Origin of the sequence: Marinitoga sp. 1135 (genome assembly GCF_013363245.1) — a bacterium.
In the GTDB taxonomy this organism is placed as follows: domain Bacteria; phylum Thermotogota; class Thermotogae; order Petrotogales; family Petrotogaceae; genus Marinitoga; species Marinitoga piezophila.
Genome location: NZ_LBEZ01000001.1, coordinates 15,617 through 34,138 on the forward strand (window position 1 = coordinate 15,617; position 18,522 = coordinate 34,138).

Below are 18,522 nucleotides of genomic sequence, written 5' to 3' on the forward strand. Positions count from 1 at the left end.
TATTATAAATCTATGGAGGTGGAATTATGAAATTAAGAAAGGGTTTATTGGCATTATTGGTATTGATATTATTGATAACAACATTAACAGCAGAAATTAAGGTAAAAACAGCTAAAGATTTTATTGCTGATGCAAAAGCTGTTGTAAAGGAAATAAGTGTTGAAGAAGCATTTAAGATATATAAATCAAAAGATTCAAAATATATATTCCTTGATGTTAGAGAAGCAAATGAAGTTGAAGCTGGACATATTCCAAATGCACATTGGATACCTAGAGGATTATTGGAATTTAAAATTGCATCGCTTGTGAAAAATACAGAAGATAAGATTATAGTTGTATATTGTAAATCCGGAGGAAGGTCAATTTTAGCAGCTAAAACATTGAAAGAAATGGGATACAATGTATTAAGCGTTTCAGGTGGATTTACTGCATGGAAAAACAAAAGATATCCAATTAGAAGAGGATTACCTGGAACAACTGGTGGAGGCTGCTCTTGATTATAAGAATATAGATATAGGAGGCAATAATATGAAAATAGCTATACAGGTTATGGTTCAACCATATACTTATCAGGATATAGATTCTGCTATAAATATAGCAAAAGCTGCTTTGAATAAAGGGCATGAGGTGACAATTTTCTTATTCTGTGATTCTGCAATAGCTTCAAACGATAAAATAAAACCCGTTAGAAGTGATAGGAAAATACCTTCATTATTAAAAGAAGTTGTAGATATGGGTGGAAGAGTTGAAATTTGTGGAATTTGTATGGATTATAGAGGCATTACAAAGGATATGATTGTTGAAGGTTCTAATCCAAGTGGATTGCCAGAACTTGCTGAATTAATATATGAAAGCGATAGATTCATAAGCTTTATGGCGTGAGGTGAAAATAATGGATAAAAAAGTATTGTTTGTAGTCTATCAATCTCCTGTAGGAAGTATATGGATAAACGAAGCATTTAGAACAGCATTTGGTATGTATGGTGAAGATATAGAACCAGCTGTAATGGTTATGAAAGAAGCAGTAACAGGTATATCTGCCGACACTAAACCAGAATCACTGGGGTTATTGCCAATAAAAATTGTTCAACGATTTATAAAAAGATATGAAACACCTGTATATGCATTAAAAGAAGATGTTGAAAGATATCATGTGAAAAATATAGATGAAAATTATCAGGTTCAAATGATATCAGAAAAAGATTTATCTGATTTCCTTCATGATTTTGATTACGTAATATTTATGTGAGGTGGTTATTGTGGCCTTAATTATGGTTAAATATGGTATAGATCATCCTGTAGAAAGACTTAAGATTCAAAGTGCAAAAAACGATGATACAATAGTTTTAATACAAAACGGAATATACTGGAATTTTGAAAATTTAAAAAAATTAACAGATGCAGAAGTAGTATTATTAAAAGAAGATTTTAATGCGAGAGGATATTCTGATGAAGATGCAAATGTAAAGCTGGTAGATTATAACGGTTTGATTGAAGTTATAGAAAAACAGGAAAAGTTTATTGGATAAGTAAAGTAATTTTTGGGGAGCTAATAACTCCCCTATTTTTTTAAGAGTTTATTTTTTGTTAATCTAAAGGTTAATAAGTATTTTTTTTAAAAGGATAAAATTATATCTGAATATAAAAGGTTAGGAGGGGTAAGGATGTATGATGCAATTGTAATAGGTGGAGGACCAGGAGGATATGTTGCAGCAATTAGATTGGCACAACTTGAGAAAAAGGTTGCCCTTATTGAGAAAAATAATCTTGGGGGAACATGTACAAATCAGGGGTGTATTCCTACAAAAGCTATATTGACTGCTGCACATCTTTATTCAGATATTATAGGTAAATCAAAAAAGTTTGGTATAAAAGTAGATAATGTGTCTTATGATCTTGCAGGAATTCTAAAACACATGAATAAATCCATTACAATGTCAAGAAAAGGTATAGAATATCTTATGAAAAAGAATAATATAGATGTAATGAAAGGAAATGCTATTATAAAAGATAAAAATCATGTAGAAATCGAAGAAAGTGGAGAAGTTATTGAAGGAAAAAATTTAGTATTAGCCCATGGTTCAGTACCAGCTATATTTCCACCATTTAGCGAAGTTGAAGGAATATGGACAAGTGATGATGTATTTAATAATATGAAAGAATTGCCAGAAAGTATAGTTATTGTTGGTGGAGGAGTTATTGGTGTTGAATTTGCTACATTCTTCTCTTCGCTTGGAAAAAAGGTATATATTGTTGAACTTGCAGACCATATATTGCCATTTGAAGATGCAGATATTGCACAGGAAGTAAAAAAAGCTTTAACCAAAAAAGGTGTAAAAGTTCTTGAAAAGACAAAGGTAAAGGGAGTTTCAAAAGAAGAAATATATAAAGTAACAATAGAATCAGAAAAAGGCGAGGAAATCATCGAAGGTGAAAAAGTATTACTTGCAGTTGGAAGAAGACCATATATTCCAGAAGATGTAAAAGCACTTGGAGTTAAAATAGAAAAAGGTGTTGTTACAGACAAAAGAATGAGAACAAATATAGAAAATGTATATGCAATTGGAGATATAAGAGCACAGATAATGCTTGCACATGTTGCAATGTTTGAAGGAATTGTTGCTGCTCATAATATAGCTGACGAAGAAATGAAAATGGATTATTCAGCAGTTCCATCAATAATCTTCTCATCACCAGAAGTAGCCTCAACAGGTTTAAAAGAAAAAGATCTCGATCCAGAAAAAATCGTTATAGGGAAATTCCCTGTTTCTGCAAATGGAAGAGCAAGAACAATGGAAGAAAGGGAAGGATTTGCAAAGGTTATTGCCGATAAAGAAACAGGTAAAGTACTTGGTTTTGCAGTGGTATCGCCATCAGCAACTGATATGATAATGGAAGGTGTGCTTGCTGTTAAACATGGATTGACTGTTGAAGAAATTGAAAATGATATACATCCACATCCAACTCTAACAGAAACAATACTTGGAGCATTTGAAGACGCTGAAGGAATGGCTTTACATATTTAAAGATATCCAATAATAAAAAGTCCTGACATATATTTAAAGGTTGTCAGGACTTTTTTATATATATCTTTATTTCACCAGGAAATTCACTAATTTTTCCCAAAACAGTATTGCCCTCTTTAGTTACCGAAATAGGAATCCTTTCTGCAGATAATGGATAATCTACAATTACCAATAAGATTTTATCTTTATCCATATTTTCAAGCACTTTTCTTGTTTTTATGTCAGGGATAGGGCATATTTCTCCACGCATATCAAGAATAATATCAGGTTTTATATTTAATTTATTTTGATCAAATGGACATATTGTAGAATCAGAACAATCAATTATTCCCGTTCCATTTATTTCGGAAACAAATTCAATGGCATACTCTAAAATACGAAATATTTTAGTTGATGCAAAATCAAAATATTCAATACCTTTTTTTCTTGAAGAAGTTAGAATTCCAATTTTTTTCATATGTGTGAGATGTCTATACACTGTCGAAATATCATAGCCTAACCTATTGGCTATATCTGAAGTAGTTAAATGATTATCAAGGATAGATATTAATATTTCAATTCTTGTTTGATTTGAAATAGTTTTAAAGAGTTCGTGAAGAGTTAATTTTTTAGACATTTTTAATCATCTCACTTTCTATATGTTTTCATATTCATTCTACAATAATAATAAAAAAATTTCTTTTCTTGATTATTAATAAAATAGTGTTTTTTTATTAATATGAATATATTAATTTTGGACAAAAATATTTTCTTGATATAATATTATAAAAAGCGGTTAGGAGGAATTTATGAAAGTAATAAAAATAGAAAATCTTCAAACAGGAACTTTTATTGACAGACCAAATAGGTATCTTGCAAAAATTGAAATTAACAATGAAATTCATGAAGTTCACGTTCATGATCCAGGAAGATTAAAGGAGTTATTATATTCTGGAAATGAGGTTTTGATAAAATCTGTCTCAAATAAAAAAAGAAAAACAAAGTGGGATTTAATTGCTGCTAAAAAAGATAATAAATATGTACTTGTTAATTCAATGTATCATAGATATATTGCTCAAAAAATGCTTGAAAAAAGGTTTGAGAAATTACAGGCAGAAGTAAAGTACAATAATAGCAGAATAGATTTTTTAGGTAATGAGAAAACATGGATTGAAGTAAAAGGATGTACTTTATCTATAAATGGAATTGCATTATTCCCAGATGCTCCAACAAAAAGAGGAACTAAACATCTAAATGAATTAATTGAATTAAAAGAAAAAGGCTATGAAACAGAAGTTTATATTTTAGTATTTTCAAAAGCAGAAGTTTTTTCTCCAAATTTTAAAACCGATAAATTATTTGCTAAAACATTCTATAAAGCAATTAATAAAGGGGTAAAAGTTCATCCGTTATTGTTTGAATTTCAAGATGAATGGATAATCTATAAAAAAGAGTTAGATATTATGGAGGAAGATAAATGGATTATATAAAAAAGATATATGAATATGTATTAAACTTAGAGCACGAACATTCGCATGATTTTGGGCATATATTAAGGGTAACGAAAAATGCTGAAATTATAGCAGAAAATGAAAATGCCAATAAAGAAATTGTGATAATTTCTGCTCTTTTACATGATATTGCAAGAGCAGATGAATTAAAAGGATTAATTGAAGATCATGCAATAGAAGGGGCCTTGAGAGCAGAAAGGTTTTTAAAAGAAATAAATTATCCATATGTTAATGAAGTAAAATATTGTATAGAAGTTCACAGATTTAGCAAAGGTTTAATTCCTGAAACACTTGAAGCAAAAATTTTACAGGATGCAGATAGACTTGATGCTTTAGGCAATATCGGTATAGCAAGGGTATTTATGCATAAAAATGGTGGCGATATGAAGGAAAGATTAAACCATTTTTATGAAAAAATACTAAAGTTAGGAGATTTAATGCACACAAAAACCGCTAAAAAAATGGCAGAAGAAAAAAATAAAATTATTAAAAATTTTGTGGAAGGACTGGAAAGGGAATTAAACTTAATATTTAAAATTTAATAATTCTGGCTGAGAATTCAGCTGGAATTTCTTATATAATTGTAATTCCTTTTTCTATCCATAATTTTGCAAGGGTTAGCATTTGCCCCCAACCTAATGCACAACCATATTTTATTTGTAATTCATCGAGAGTATATACCTGTGTATAATCAATTATTTTAAGCCAGGTTCCGTTATTTTCGTCTTTAGAAAAAGACATTTCAACCTTTGAACGATATCCTCTTTCTTCTTTATACCACCAGAATATTATTAACCGCTTATCTATTATTTCTTCAATATATCCTTCATCTTCCACAATTTCACCAAGGGTTAATTGCTTCCATAAAAATGTGATTTTACCTTCATTTCTTAATTCCATATACATTTTATCAGTAAACCATGGACTCCAACCATTTTCATTAACAAAAACATTCCATACTTTTTCTATTGGAGCATTAAAATATTCAATTATTTCAATTGGCGGTGTTTCGACCATAATCCATTACCTCCATTTTTTGACATTTCAATAAGAATTATAGTATAATTTAGTTAATCATTTATAACTTTGAGGGGGAATTTTTGTGAAGTTTATAGATTTAAGGAGCGATACAGTAACTGAACCAACAGAAGAAATGAGAGAAGCAATGTGTAAAGCTGAGGTTGGTGACGATGTTTACGAAGAAGATCCTACAATAAAAAAATTAGAAGAAATGGCAGCGCATATATTAGGAAAAGAAGCAGGGCTTTTTGTGCCAAGCGGTACTTTTGGAAATCAACTTTCTTTATTTACACATTGTGAACGCGGTAATGAAGTAATTGTTGGTGATGATTGTCATATTGTTCAGCACGAAGCAGGTGCAGCATCTATAATAGCAGGAGTTCAGTTAAGAACTGTGAATTCTGATAAAGGTGCTTTACCACCTGAAGAGGTTTTAAGAAAGATTAGAAAAGAAGAAGATATACATTATCCAAAAACGGGTTTAATATGTCTTGAGAATGCACATTCCAATGGAAGAGTAATACTTCTGGAAAATTTTAAAGAAATAAGGAAAATAGCTGATGAATATAGTATTCCCATTCATCTTGATGGTGCAAGGATTTTTAATGCAGCGACCTATTTAAAAGTCGAAGCGTCAGAAATTGCCAAATATGCCGATTCTGTTAGCTTTTGCCTTTCTAAAGGATTATGTGCTCCAGTTGGATCTGTAGTAGTTGGAAGCAAAGATTTTATTGAAAAAGCTAAAAAAAGAAGAAAAATTATGGGTGGTGGATTAAGACAGGCGGGGATTCTTGCTGCAGCAGGAATTGTTGCACTTGAAAAAATGCGATTAAGACTGGATGAAGATCATGAAAATGCCAAATATTTAAAATCAAAGCTTGAAGAATTTGATTTTATCAATATAGTTGAAGAGGTTCATATTAACATGGCCTTTTTTAAAATTAACAGGGATTTTGAAAATATAGATTTTATTGATTATATGAGAAAAAACGGTATAAAAATTAATCCTCCAGAAGAGGGAATATGGAGGTTTGTAACCCATTATTGGATTAAAAAAGAGGATATAGATAAAACTATAGATATAATAAATAAATATTTTAAGGGGTTATGATAGTATGAGTACAATAATTAGTGGTGGAATTTTTGTTTTATTTGTTATGGGGTTATATATTTCTTTATTGAGGAAAAATGAAAAACAAAAGTTTAAAAAGGCATTGAAGAAAGGTAAGAAGAACTTAATTCAAAATGTTTTAAGGTTATTCATAATATTTTTGATTATAGGAATGTTGCAGAATTTTCTTGCTCCAGACAAAGTTGGACAATTTTTATTGAATTTTTCAGGTATAAAAGGAGTAGTAGCAGGATTAATTACAGGTTCAATTATGATGGGGCCACCTGCCAGCGGCTATCCAATAGCCCAATATCTTTTCCAGAATAATGCAACTGTATCTCTTGTAACAGCGTTTTTATTATCCTGGGTTATGCTTGGGATAATGTTTATAACTTATGAATTTCAATATTTGGGTAAAAAATTTACATTGATTAGAAATACTCTTGCAGTTATTTCTATTATTATAATTTCCATTATTATGGAGATGATAATATGAAGCAATTTATAAAAAATTTCATGATGGAATTTATTCTTTTAATAATTGCAATTGTTCTTATAATAATTAATCCAGATAAAGCGATAAATGGAGTTATTTATGCGTTAAAAACATTATTAAATCTTTCATTGGTAATAATTGGTGTTGCATTTTTAACTGGATACATTTCAGAAGTAGTAACCAAGAAAACTATATCAAAGTTTATTGGCCATGAAAGTGGATTAAAAGGAATGTCATTAGGAGTAGTTTTTGGAACAATGATGGTTGGACCAGCATTTGCATTTTATCCTTTCTTTGCTGAACTAATAAAAGAAGGAGCAAGTGTTGGGGTAGTTGCAGCAACAATTGCTGCATGGTCAGTTAAGATTCAATGGATGCCGCTTGCATTGAGCTTATTAGATGTAAAATATGTCTTGTTGTTAAACTTCTTTATAATATTATTTGCGTTTTTTAGCGGGATAATAATGAATTATTTATTTAAAAAATATGGAAAATAAAAAAAAAGCCTTATTCCAGAGCTAAGGAGAATAAGGCTTTTTTATTTCCTGAATATTTATTATTTGAGCTTTTTTATTTTCATCATAATTGATTTCAAAGAAATAAATAAAGTCTTTTTCATCATAAAGATATGGAATAATCTTTTTATCTATATCCGTTAAGTTTTCTTTTTGAAAATGCTTTTTATTTATCCATTTTAAAATACCTTCATTACATTCTGGCAGAGGTTCTTTCTTTATTTTCGCTAAAAATATAAATAATATCCAGTTATAATGTTCTGGACCTTCTTCGGAAGTAAATGCTTTTAGTTCAATATTTTCTAAATTAAAACCTGTTTCTTCCATATACTCTCTTTTCATTGCTTCAATAATCTCTTCATTATCCTTTACTTTTCCACCAGGCGGAACTAATTTTCCTGCAAATGGTTCTTTATATCTTTCAAGCATTAAAACTTCACCATATTCATTTTCAGCATAACACATTACAGCTATTTTTTGATTTTCATTTTTAAGTAATCTATTAATGTCAAAGTTAATTTTTATGGTGTTAAAAAATTTTTCGATATTTTTCATATTATCCCCCTTCAATATAATATTCTAAAAATAAAGCCTCCCGTTAGGGAGACTTGAGATTATTTTTCAAATGTTGGATACGATAAAATCAAGTTGAAATTTTTAATCCATAAATCGGCAACCAAATCCTTTTTATTACTACTACAATATGTCCAGAATACAATTCTCATTTTATCAGCTTTTTCATTTGCAAATTTAGATACATCAAAGTTTAATTCAAATGGCGTATACATTGTAGCATATAATCGATTAATCCATTTATGTTTTTCAAAAGGATAGGAATTATTTCCCCATACATATGATGTTTTTCCAACTTCATATCCATCTTTATCCATAAAAACAATTAATAATCCTGCTAAAGAATATTCTTTTTCATCAGTACTTTTTGTACTTGAAGTGAATCCCATCATATCAACAGATAAATTAACATGTGTTCTATTTCCATATGGAAGTTTGAAATCTTTATATAAATTGTTTTCAGAAAAACCGTCTTTATGTATTCTTAACCATTTTTTACCATCCACAGTATCTACATATATTAAGCTACCGCCCTGTCTTCTTCCTCCTATTTTCCATTCATTTGATTTTTCAATAAAAGGATAAACATATTTTTCAATGTGCTTTGGAATTATAATTTTTACGATATCTTTTTCATTAAGTTGAATTAAAGAATCTTTCAATTGCACATCGTATATACCATTGTAATAGTGTACTAATTTACCTTCAATAACTTTACCATTTAAAAGATAGAATTTTTCGGAAAATACTAATAACGATAATACAAAAACAAAAAATAAGAAAAGAAATTTCTTCATAATTTCGCCCCCTGATAGAATTTTTATTATATTTATATTATATCAGGGTATTTGCGTTTTTTCAATCAATATTAAAAAATTCTATATCTTCTTTTAATATATTAATAGCAATTTCTTTGTCAATAGTTGAAATTACTCCAATAGGAGCGAAAATATAATTTTTATCATAACCAATTTTTTTGATTTCTTTTGGCAACAATTCATCAGGATGATGTTTATGTTGGCCGATAATTGATTTTATTATAGTTTTATTGAATTTTGATCTTGTAAGAACACCACCAGTTCCAAAAATATATTTTATAGCTGTTAAATCCTTTCCCTGAGCAATAGTTTTTCTCCCTAAAGGTGTATAGATATGTTTTTTCCTTCCAGCGTGTCTTCTTATTCCTTCAACAAAACAATATTCAGCTAATGCTGCCATAAACTTTTCATTTTCAATGGTTTTGGGGTATGGAGAAATTTCTTCAACAAGTTTATCAAAATTTTCAAATCTTTTTCTTAATTCTTTTTCGCCAATAAGTTCTATTACTGTATGTGCATTCACAAATACTCCCATATCCCCTTCTACGGTTCTTTTGGCAACTGGTTCAGGATTAATCATAATACTTTGAATTTCTGGATCGCCTTCAGTAACAGAGTCAACGTCTGTAGTTGCTCCTCCAATATCTACTGTTAAAACATCTTTATATAATTCACTTAATAGTTGTGTAGTTCTCATTACAGCTGCAGGTGTAGGAATAATTTTTTCATCTACATATTTCTCTATTTTTTCCATTCCTGGCGCGTGGATAATATGTTCAGAAAAAACCTCTTGAATTACCTTTCTTGCCGGTTCAACATTTAATTGATCAACCTTTGGATATACGTTTTCGGTAATATATAATTTTTTTCCGCTACCTTCGAAAATTTCTCTAATTTCATCAACAACAGCAACATTTCCTGCGTAAATTACAGGAACATTTATAGGTAAATTCCTTAATAATTCGGCATTATGTAATACAGTTTCTTCTTCACCATAATCAACACCACCAGCAAGAAAAATTACATTTGGTTTTATTTCAAGAATCTTTTTTAAATGAGATTTTCTCATTTTGCCAGCGGTGATATATTTTATTACACCACCAGCGCCAAGAGCAGCTTCTCTTGAAGCTTTTACAGTCATATCATATACAAGTCCATGAACGGTCATCTTCAAACCGCCGGCGGCTGAGGACGTTGCAAGGAATTTATTCCATTCAACCTTTTCTCCTAAACGCTCCTCGGCAATTTTCAATGCTCGTTCTATACCTATTGTTATATCCCCTTCATTAATAGTTGTGTAATGTTCTCCTTGAGAAAGAATAATAGGCTTTTTAGTATCTATTTTATCAAATAAGGTTACTATAGTTGTTGTACTGCCAATTTCTGCAGTAACTAAATCAATTTTCATTATCTCACCTCATTGATATATTCAATAAGTCTATTGATTCCTTTTTCAAGATTTTCTATAGAGTTTGCATAAGAAATTCTTATGAACCCTTTAGCTCCAAAACCACTACCAGGTATAACAGCTAATTTTTTTGTTTTTAATAGTTGATTACAGAAATTTAAGTCATTAGTATCGTATTTTGAAACATCTATAAATAGATAAAATGCTCCTTTTGGATAAACATAAGGTAAATCTGTTTGATTGAATTTGTTCAAAACAAATTTTCTTCTTTCATCAAATTTTTCTATATAATAATCAATATCTACATCAAATGCTGATAATGCACCATATTGAGCAGGAGTATTGATATTTGAAGAAAGATGACTCTGTATTTTCTTAATTTCTTTTGAAATTTCTTTTGGAGCTACTGAGTAACCAACTCTCCACCCTGTCATTGACCATGTTTTTGAAAAAGCATTAATTATTATAGTTCTTTCTCTTAATTCTTCTAATTGTGTAGGTGAGAAAAAATCACCTTCAAATACTAATTTTTCATATACTTCATCACTTATAATATAAATTTCTCTATCTTTTATTAATTCATAAATTTCTTTAAATGTTTCTTCGGGATATACGGCACCAGTTGGATTATTTGGAGAATTAATAATTATAGCTTTTGTTCTTTCGCTTAAATAAGGTTCTATATCAGAAGCTTTTGGAATAAAATTATTTTTGAATTTTAATGGAACATGAACAGGAATTCCACGGGCCATTTTTATTTGAGCTTCATAACTTACCCATGCAGGATCAAGCATTATAACTTCATCTGCAGGGTTTAATAATGCCAATAACGTATTGTACAATGCCTGTTTTCCGCCATTGGATACAACAATATTATCTGGAGTATATGTTGTGTTTCTTCTACTATTAATAAAATCAGCAATTTTTTCTCTCAATTCCAAAATACCAGCTGAGTCAGTATATTTTGTTTTTCCTTCAAGCATAGCTTTATAAGCACTTTCAATAATTTCTTTAGGAGTTATAAAATCCGGTTCTCCAGCAGTTAATTTAACTACATCTTCTCCACTTTTTTCAAGCTCTATAGCTTTTGCATTTAATTCTAGAGTAATAGATGGTTGAATACTTTTTATAATTTTTGATATCAAAATAATCCCTCCAAAATAAAATATTGTGTCATTTGTATTCTAACGCTTTATGAAAAAAATTTCAATATCAATTATGCTGTATTTATGTTAAGAAAATGGCAAGATGATAATTATACTCATTTATTTTCCATTAATCTTATAAATTAAAAATAAGGCAGTTCTTTAAAAGAACTGCCTTATTCAAAGTATTCAACACTTAAATTTAGTTTTTCTAATTTGTCAAATAATTTTTCATATCCTCTAAATATATGATCAACATTATTAATTACAGTTTCCCCTTCAGCTGCTAACGCAGCAATTAATAATGCTGCTGATGCTCTTAAATCTGTTGCTTCAAGTGGAGCGCCTGATAACTTTGTTACTCCTGTAATAATTGCCGTATTACTTTCAACAAAAATTTTTGCACCCATTCTGTTAAGTTCATCAACATGATTAAATCTTGTTTTAAAAACATTTTCTGTTATAGATGATCTTCCAGGAATTAAGCTAAGCAATACCATTAGTTGAGGTTGTAAATCTGTTGGAAATCCAGGGAATGTCGAGGTTTCAACATCAACAGGAGTTAATTCCATTTTTGAAATACCGCTAACAATTAACGTATTATTTTTAAATTCATAATGAATTCCGAGTTTTTCAAAAATATCAAGTAAGGAGAAAAGATGATCTTCTATTACATTGTTTAAAGTAACTTTTCCCCCGAGTATAGCTCCTAATATAGCATAAGTTCCAGCTTCAATTCTATCTGGAATAATAGTATATTCTGTTCCGTATAATCTATCGGTGCCATAAATTTTGATATTAGATGATCCCTGACCTTCGATTCTAGCTCCCATTGAAATTAGGAAATTACATAAATCTACAATTTCGGGTTCTTGGGCACAATTGGTCAATATTGTTTCAGTATCTTTTAACATTACTGCTGTTGTAATTAAATGTTCAGTTGCACCAACACTTGGGAAAGGCAATGAAATATGTATTTTTTTCTGATGATTATTTTCTGTAAATTTTGAATTTGTATAACCATGTTCGATTTTTGATTCAATTCCTAATTTTTTTAAACCTTCTAAATGAAAATTAACAGGTCTTACACCTATTGAACAACCTCCAGGTAATGCAACTTTTGCATAACCATTTCTTATGGTAAGTGGGCCAAGTACGTTAAATGAAGCTCGCATTTTTCTTACAGGACCATAGGGTAAAATAGAATTGATTTTTTCTTCGCCTTTTTCTATAACTAATGTTGAGTTTTCCCACGTAACCTTTTTACCTGTGTTTTCTAATATTTCAATCATTGTATTAACGTCAGCAAGATTTGGTATATTATGCAATATAACCTTTTCATCGGTTAGAATTGTTGCAGCTAATATAGGTAATGCCGAATTTTTTGAACCGGATATGGTGATTTCACCGTTTGCATATTGAGGTCCGGCAACTTTCATTTTACCCATGGTTTCAATCTCCAATCTATGTTTCATTCTATTTCCTCCATTCATATGAATAGCGCTATTCAAAATATTTTATTAAATCTCCCGTAGATGTTAAATCTTGAGGTAAATAAAATTTGTATATCTCTAAATTGTTTATAAAATCAAGTTTTTCAATTTGACTTTTTATTCTGTCGGAAACTTTAAACAATACATCTTCTGTAATGTCTGGTATAATTATGGCAAATGTTGTTTTTGAATATCTCAACACTAAGTCCAACGGCAATCTTACATTGCTTCTTAATATTTTTCCTATTTCCATTTCAGGACCTTTATACAATTCACCTTCGTATTTTATTTCAGCTAATTCCGGTAATTTTAGAATAATAAGACCATAATTTTTCTGGCTTTCGAAAGCCTTTTCAAGTAACAGGTAAAAAATCTTATCAAAAAATTTTCTTGAATATACCCTTGTTGATGGATCAATAAAATCACGTGTGATAATATCATCTACAAAATCACTATATGCATCTATCTCTTCTTTAGTAAAAGTATTATATTCTTCAATAAGTTTATTCATATTATCAATTGTACTTTCAAGTTGATCAACTTTTTCCTTCAATTGATTATTCTCTTTTTCTAATTGATTTACCTTATTTTCAAAATCCATTTTATTCCCCCCTTATTTTTTACCAACTCCAATTTTTCTTTGCAGAATATATAGGAGTTTTATTGTTGATAAAATCGTTTATAAGATTTTCAACGCTTTTTGAAAAATAAACTATACTTTTTTCTTTACTGTTTTCAGGAAGTTTTCTATAGTATTTTTTATAGTTTTTTCCTATCCAGCCTGTAACAATAATAGAATTTTCATATATTTCTTTTATTATTTCTTTATAATTTTCAGAATTAAAAATTTCCCAGTTTAATTCTGGATAAATATCATTATTTAAAAATACCTTTTTTTCTATTTTATCATAAAACATAAAGGTTTTATCATATGTATTAGAATAATAAAAAACTTTTCCAGCCTTTTGTTCTAAGGAATTCTTTACATCTGAATCAAAATCCTGTCTGAGGTAGATAACAGGAAAAATGCCTGATGTTTCAAACCCGCGTATCATAGTATAAAGAACCTGGGATACTATATATGGGGAGCTTGCAATATATTCTAAAAAATTTTCTGTTCCTTTTTTTAATGTGGCTAAATTACCAAATACAACAAAATCATATCCTTTTCTTTTTAAAAAAGAGCCTATACTTTTTGAAAATTCAAATATCAAGTCATAAGAGTTTAATGTGCCTAAAACAAAATAATCCAATTCTTTATCTAATTCATGTAAATTTAGCAAATAACCATAAAAAGCCTCTTTATTGACTGAATCTTCTAAAGAGGTATTTAAATAACCTATTATTACTTTTTCTTTTTCAATTGGTATTTTTTCAGAAAAAACATAAATAAAATTAATTACTATTACTAAAATTAGAAATAATCTTTTCAAGGACAATAGCAACACCCTCTTCATCATTTGATAGGGTTATATTTCTTGCAGATTCTTTAACATGTTCATTTGCATTGGCCATTGCATAAGAATTCTTTGACAGAGAAAGCATAGATATATCATTTTCACTATCTCCGAATATATATGCTTCTTCCAGATTAAATCTGTAAATTTCCTTTAATTTCTTTAAAGCAAGACCTTTGGATGAATCCTTATTTAAAAAATCAAGATAAATACTAAATGATCTAACTATATTTAAGGTATTTCCATATTTTTCTGTCATGGATTTTTGAATAATATCAAGTTTCTCTGGTTGATTTATAGCGAGAATTTTTGTTGGTTCTCCATGTTGTTTTATATGCTCAACAATATCTTTTACAATCTTATATTCAACACCTGAATGTTTGGCATATTGTTTTATTTCATCATTGTCTTTATCGGTAATTAAATCATCATTTAAATATATTTGCACATGTGTATCGTGTTTTTTTAAATCCTCAATAACCTTAATAGCTAAATCCTTTAAAATATCAGATTCAAAAACAACTTCCCCTGTATGACTTACAACATATGCACCATTATATGAAACAATAGGGATGTTATTATGTAAAAAAGGCATATATTTTTCTACAATTAATCTTGTAGATTTATACATTCGACCACTTGCAATAATTATAAAACTTCCCATTTCAAATATTTTTTTAATACTTTCAACAGTTCTTTGGGAAATGGACTCATTTGAATTTAATAATGTTCCATCAAGATCGAAGATAAATGTTTTATTATGCAAGTTTCTCACCCCTTAAATTATATCATACATTTAACAAAAAAACAAAAAAATGGGGATAAATTCCCCATTTTCTGGTGGAGTCGATGGGACTTGAACCCACGACCTCTACCGTGCCATGGTAGCGCGCTCCCAGCTGCGCCACGACCCCACATCACAAATTATTATATAATATAAAGTTTAAATTGTCAAGAAATCCATTTTAAATTTTGTTCTTTTCCCTCATTTCCTTATATGCAGGACATATTTCTTTGAAATTACACCATTTACAATTATTTATAGATGGATTTGCTACAAAATATTCTTCATCTTTTGGAATATTTAAATATGAATCCTTAAGATAACCTTCTAAAACCTTTATCTGTTCTTTTATAAACTCTTCAACTTCTATAATATCCTCATTTTTAAATACTCTTTCTTCTGCATAACCATAAAGAAGATATTCATTAATCAAGATAATGTCCTCAAGTGGGAATCCATACTTTAAAGAAGCATATAATGCATATAACCTTAATTGAAATTCATCATCTTTAGAAGGCTTTCCTGTTTTCCAATCAACAATATAAATCTTTCCATTTTGTTCGAACATTAAATCGATAATGCTGTAAATCTTATAATCATTTATAAAAAAATGAGGGAAATTAGTTTCATCAACTTCATATTTAATATGTTCCTCTTTTAATCGCTGATAAGTATCAGAAGAAAAGTAATTATTAATTATTTTTTCAGTTTTTTCTTTTAAATTTCTTCCAAAATTATCATCAAATAATTTTCTCGTGTTATAATAAACAGAATGGAACATAACATAATCCTTAGGTCTTTCAAACCATTGCTTTTTATGTTTATACGAATCTTTTATGGCAATATTAAATTTATTTCCTATGAAATTAACAGCATCTCTTTTGTTATTTAAAGAAGATGTAGTAATATTTATTGTGATAAAATCATGAACTACATTACCAAGATATTTTTCAATTGTAGTGATTTTATCCAGCCTATACGCAAGTTTTTTTCTGTACTCAACAGTATCTTCCCAACCACGCCATTTATAAAACTTTGTGAAATAGAATTCACGAGGGCATTTATTCAAAATTTTATGTTTTGAAAGAGACCATGACTTTTCAGGATATTCACCAATCAAAATTTCAACTCCTTTATTTTTTTCAGAAATATTATAACATAAAATTTAAATATATAATCAATTATGAGGTGATGCGATGAACTTTTTTGAAAAACTGTATGAAGCAATAGAACTGGAAAAAGAAGCAGAAATACAGGCTATGAAAAATGAAATAAAATTGTACAAAAAAGAAAGGGAAAAAATGGGAAGGGCTATAACAGGCCTTTCTGGAAAATATCTTGGAAGGGAAATAGGTAACTTATACATAGTAAAATTTGGCAGAAAAAAGGATATAAAAACAGAGATTTCTTCTGGAGATATTGTATTGGTAAGTAAAGGCGATCCATTAAAAAGTGATTTAACAGCGACGGTTACAGAAGTTGGGAAAAAGTATATTATCGTATCCTTTTCTGAAAAAATTCCTGTTTGGGTATATAAAAGCAAAAACATAAGACTTGATTTATTCTTAAATGAAATAACCTTTAAAAGAATGCAAAAAGCCATTTTAAAAATGAATTATGCTGAAAATGAATTAAAAATATTAAAAAACATATTTACCGGGAAATATAAACCAACACCCATTAAAAAAGAAAAAATAAAGTTTTTTGATAACTCATTGAACAAATCTCAGAAAGAAGCAGTAGAAAAAGCAATTGGAAGCAAAGAAATATTTTTAATTCATGGACCACCTGGAACAGGAAAAACAAGAACATTAACAGAAATTATAGTCCAGGAAGCTAAAAAAGAAAAGAAAGTGCTTGTAACTGCTGACTCAAACGCTGCAACAGATAATATACTTGGAAATCTAATAAAATATGAAACCTTTAAAATCTGCCGGCTTGGACATCCAGGGCGTGTAGACGAAGACTTAAAAAAACATTCATTATATTACATAGCAGAAAACCATGAAGAATACAAAGAAATTGTAAAAATCAGAGATGAAGCTATGCAATTATCTGAAAAAAGAGACAAAACAGGAATAAAACCAACTCCACAAAACAGAAGGGGGTTAACAGATGAACAAATTGAAAAATATGCTTTAAAAGACAGAGGAACAAGAGGAATATTTCCAGATGTAATGAAAAAAATGTACGAATGGATAAAAATAAACAATGAAGTTCAAAAACTCTTTGACAAAGCCAGGGAAATGGAAGAAGAGTTAATAAAAAAAATAATTGAAGAATATCAAATTATAGTAAGCACAAACAGTACATCAGGAATAGATGAGTTAGAAAATATAACCTTTGATGTTGTGGTAATAGATGAAGCATCCCAATCAACAGAACCTTCATGTTATATAGCAATTACACATGGTAAAAAAGTAATTATGGGCGGAGACCACAGACAATTGCCACCAACAATATTAAATAAAGATGTAGAAAATATTCTTTCAAAAACGCTTTTTGAAAGAATGATTAACAAATATCCATCGCATTCCGCGATATTAAAGGTTCAATATAGGATGAATGACAAAATAATGCAATTCTCAAATCAAAAGTTCTATAACGGAATATTAAGAAGTGCAGATAATGTCTATAATCAAACCTTAACTCTTGATCTTTCAGAAGTAAATGATGAAAAAACAAAGGAAATTCTTGATACAACACCAATTGTTTTTGTAGATACCTCCTCAAATCCAGAAAGGTTTGAAATATATAAAAAAGGTTCAAAATCAAAATACAATCCATTGGAAGCAAAAATAGTAATTGAACTGGCAACCATATTAAAAGAACAAAATGTCGATTTTGGAATAATCACACCTTACAAAGACCAGATGAAATATTTAAAAGAAAAGACAGATTTTTATGTCAATACCGTCGATGGTTTTCAGGGAAGAGAAAATGACGTAATAATCCTTTCGTTAACCAGAAGCAACGATGAAGGAACAATAGGATTCTTAAAAGACGAAAGAAGATTAAATGTAGCAATAACCAGAGCCCGTAAAAAACTGATAATAATAGGTGATATCTCAACACTGAAAAATTATCCACTATTTGATGAACTTATAAACTACATTTCCTTACATGGGAAAATAATTAGTATATGAACAAATCCCTTCCGAATTTTTCGGAAGGGATTTTTTTATA

22 protein-coding genes and 1 tRNA gene are annotated in these 18,522 nt (G+C 29.1%); 11 read left to right on the forward strand and 12 right to left on the reverse strand.

The genetic code is table 11. The features are described from left to right. The first annotated feature begins 26 nt into the window (after positions 1–26). The 5 genes from XO10_RS00100 (at position 27) to lpdA (ending at position 3,026) form a co-directional block, all read left to right on the forward strand. Positions 27–497, forward strand: coding sequence for a rhodanese-like domain-containing protein (locus XO10_RS00100; RefSeq protein WP_014295552.1), 471 nt, complete (start codon positions 27–29; stop codon positions 495–497). A 31-nt stretch (positions 498–528) separates the two neighbouring features. Continuing rightward, the gene (locus tag XO10_RS00105) at positions 529–882 is read left to right on the forward strand and encodes a DsrE/DsrF/TusD sulfur relay family protein (protein WP_041638396.1); all 354 of its coding nucleotides are present in this window, start codon (positions 529–531) and stop codon (positions 880–882) included. Positions 883–892: 10 nt separating this feature from the next. Next, positions 893–1,249 carry an intracellular sulfur oxidation protein gene (locus XO10_RS00110; protein ID WP_075780032.1) on the forward strand — a complete coding sequence of 119 codons (357 nt, stop codon included), beginning with the start codon at positions 893–895 and terminating at the stop codon, positions 1,247–1,249. A gap of 10 nt (positions 1,250–1,259) precedes the next feature. Next, entirely contained in the window at positions 1,260–1,529 is a 270-nt protein-coding gene (gene tusB, locus XO10_RS00115) for a sulfurtransferase complex subunit TusB (protein ID WP_014295555.1), read from the forward strand. A gap of 135 nt (positions 1,530–1,664) precedes the next feature. Continuing rightward, positions 1,665–3,026, forward strand: a complete 1,362-nt coding sequence (lpdA, locus tag XO10_RS00120; protein ID WP_175420958.1) for a dihydrolipoyl dehydrogenase — start codon at positions 1,665–1,667, stop codon at positions 3,024–3,026. A 43-nt stretch (positions 3,027–3,069) separates the two neighbouring features. Here lpdA and XO10_RS00125 read toward each other — a convergent pair whose 3' ends face one another. Further along, entirely contained in the window at positions 3,070–3,642 is a 573-nt protein-coding gene (locus tag XO10_RS00125; RefSeq protein ID WP_014295557.1) for a sulfurtransferase TusA family protein, read from the reverse strand. A gap of 172 nt (positions 3,643–3,814) precedes the next feature. Here XO10_RS00125 and sfsA point away from each other — a divergent pair, with 172 nt between their 5' ends. Beyond that, positions 3,815–4,495 carry a DNA/RNA nuclease SfsA gene (gene sfsA, locus XO10_RS00130; RefSeq protein ID WP_075780033.1) on the forward strand — a complete coding sequence of 227 codons (681 nt, stop codon included), beginning with the start codon at positions 3,815–3,817 and terminating at the stop codon, positions 4,493–4,495. Further along, a complete protein-coding gene (locus tag XO10_RS00135) occupies positions 4,483–5,058 on the forward strand; it encodes an HD domain-containing protein (protein WP_175420959.1) in 576 nt (191 codons plus the stop codon). Before sfsA ends, XO10_RS00135 begins: the two co-directional genes overlap by 13 nt. A 31-nt stretch (positions 5,059–5,089) precedes the next feature. Here the strand turns inward: XO10_RS00135 and XO10_RS00140 are convergent, their stop codons facing one another. After that, positions 5,090–5,533, reverse strand: coding sequence for an SRPBCC domain-containing protein (locus XO10_RS00140; RefSeq protein WP_075780034.1), 444 nt, complete (start codon positions 5,531–5,533; stop codon positions 5,090–5,092). A gap of 85 nt (positions 5,534–5,618) precedes the next feature. On the opposite strand from XO10_RS00140, the gene ltaE reads away from it, so the two are divergent. The 3 genes from ltaE to XO10_RS00155 are packed head-to-tail and all read left to right on the forward strand — an operon-like array spanning position 5,619 to position 7,640. Next, positions 5,619–6,647 carry a low-specificity L-threonine aldolase gene (ltaE, locus tag XO10_RS00145; protein ID WP_175420960.1) on the forward strand — a complete coding sequence of 343 codons (1,029 nt, stop codon included), beginning with the start codon at positions 5,619–5,621 and terminating at the stop codon, positions 6,645–6,647. Positions 6,648–6,651: 4 nt separating this feature from the next. Further along, positions 6,652–7,143: a permease gene (locus tag XO10_RS00150; RefSeq protein WP_014295562.1), complete on the forward strand. Its 492-nt coding sequence runs from the start codon at positions 6,652–6,654 to the stop codon at positions 7,141–7,143. Beyond that, positions 7,140–7,640, forward strand: a complete 501-nt coding sequence (locus XO10_RS00155; RefSeq protein ID WP_075780035.1) for a hypothetical protein — start codon at positions 7,140–7,142, stop codon at positions 7,638–7,640. Before XO10_RS00150 ends, XO10_RS00155 begins: the two co-directional genes overlap by 4 nt. A 21-nt stretch (positions 7,641–7,661) precedes the next feature. On the opposite strand, the gene XO10_RS00160 is transcribed toward XO10_RS00155, so the two are convergent. From XO10_RS00160 to XO10_RS00205, 10 genes are all read right to left on the reverse strand, one after another. After that, positions 7,662–8,213, reverse strand: coding sequence for an NUDIX domain-containing protein (locus XO10_RS00160; protein ID WP_014295564.1), 552 nt, complete (start codon positions 8,211–8,213; stop codon positions 7,662–7,664). Positions 8,214–8,272: 59 nt separating this feature from the next. After that, on the reverse strand, positions 8,273–9,028 hold the full coding sequence (locus XO10_RS00165; RefSeq protein WP_075780036.1) for a hypothetical protein: 756 nt from the start codon (positions 9,026–9,028) through the stop codon (positions 8,273–8,275). 61 nt (positions 9,029–9,089) lie between these two features. Further along, complete coding sequence (locus XO10_RS00170; RefSeq protein ID WP_075780037.1) at positions 9,090–10,457, reverse strand: GlmL-related ornithine degradation protein; 1,368 nt, start codon at positions 10,455–10,457, stop codon at positions 9,090–9,092. Further along, complete coding sequence (gene aspC / locus XO10_RS00175; protein WP_014295567.1) at positions 10,457–11,602, reverse strand: aspartate aminotransferase; 1,146 nt, start codon at positions 11,600–11,602, stop codon at positions 10,457–10,459. Before aspC ends, XO10_RS00170 begins: the two co-directional genes overlap by 1 nt. A gap of 176 nt (positions 11,603–11,778) precedes the next feature. Further along, entirely contained in the window at positions 11,779–13,050 is a 1,272-nt protein-coding gene (gene murA / locus XO10_RS00180) for a UDP-N-acetylglucosamine 1-carboxyvinyltransferase (protein WP_041638655.1), read from the reverse strand. A 55-nt stretch (positions 13,051–13,105) separates the two neighbouring features. After that, the gene (locus XO10_RS00185) at positions 13,106–13,696 is read right to left on the reverse strand and encodes a diguanylate cyclase (RefSeq protein WP_014295569.1); all 591 of its coding nucleotides are present in this window, start codon (positions 13,694–13,696) and stop codon (positions 13,106–13,108) included. Between the two features lie 19 nt (positions 13,697–13,715). Then, positions 13,716–14,528, reverse strand: a complete 813-nt coding sequence (locus XO10_RS00190; protein WP_148265113.1) for a hypothetical protein — start codon at positions 14,526–14,528, stop codon at positions 13,716–13,718. After that, complete coding sequence (locus XO10_RS00195; protein WP_014295571.1) at positions 14,491–15,318, reverse strand: Cof-type HAD-IIB family hydrolase; 828 nt, start codon at positions 15,316–15,318, stop codon at positions 14,491–14,493. The genes XO10_RS00190 and XO10_RS00195 overlap by 38 nt, the downstream gene beginning before the upstream one ends. Positions 15,319–15,390: 72 nt before the next feature. After that, positions 15,391–15,466: transfer RNA gene (locus tag XO10_RS00200), tRNA-Ala, on the reverse strand. Positions 15,467–15,517: 51 nt separating this feature from the next. After that, a complete protein-coding gene (locus XO10_RS00205; RefSeq protein ID WP_014295572.1) occupies positions 15,518–16,456 on the reverse strand; it encodes a PD-(D/E)XK nuclease family protein in 939 nt (312 codons plus the stop codon). A gap of 76 nt (positions 16,457–16,532) precedes the next feature. Between XO10_RS00205 and XO10_RS00210 the strand changes: the two genes are divergently transcribed. Next, positions 16,533–18,482 carry an IGHMBP2 family helicase gene (locus XO10_RS00210; RefSeq protein ID WP_075780038.1) on the forward strand — a complete coding sequence of 650 codons (1,950 nt, stop codon included), beginning with the start codon at positions 16,533–16,535 and terminating at the stop codon, positions 18,480–18,482. Positions 18,483–18,522 lie beyond the last annotated feature (40 nt).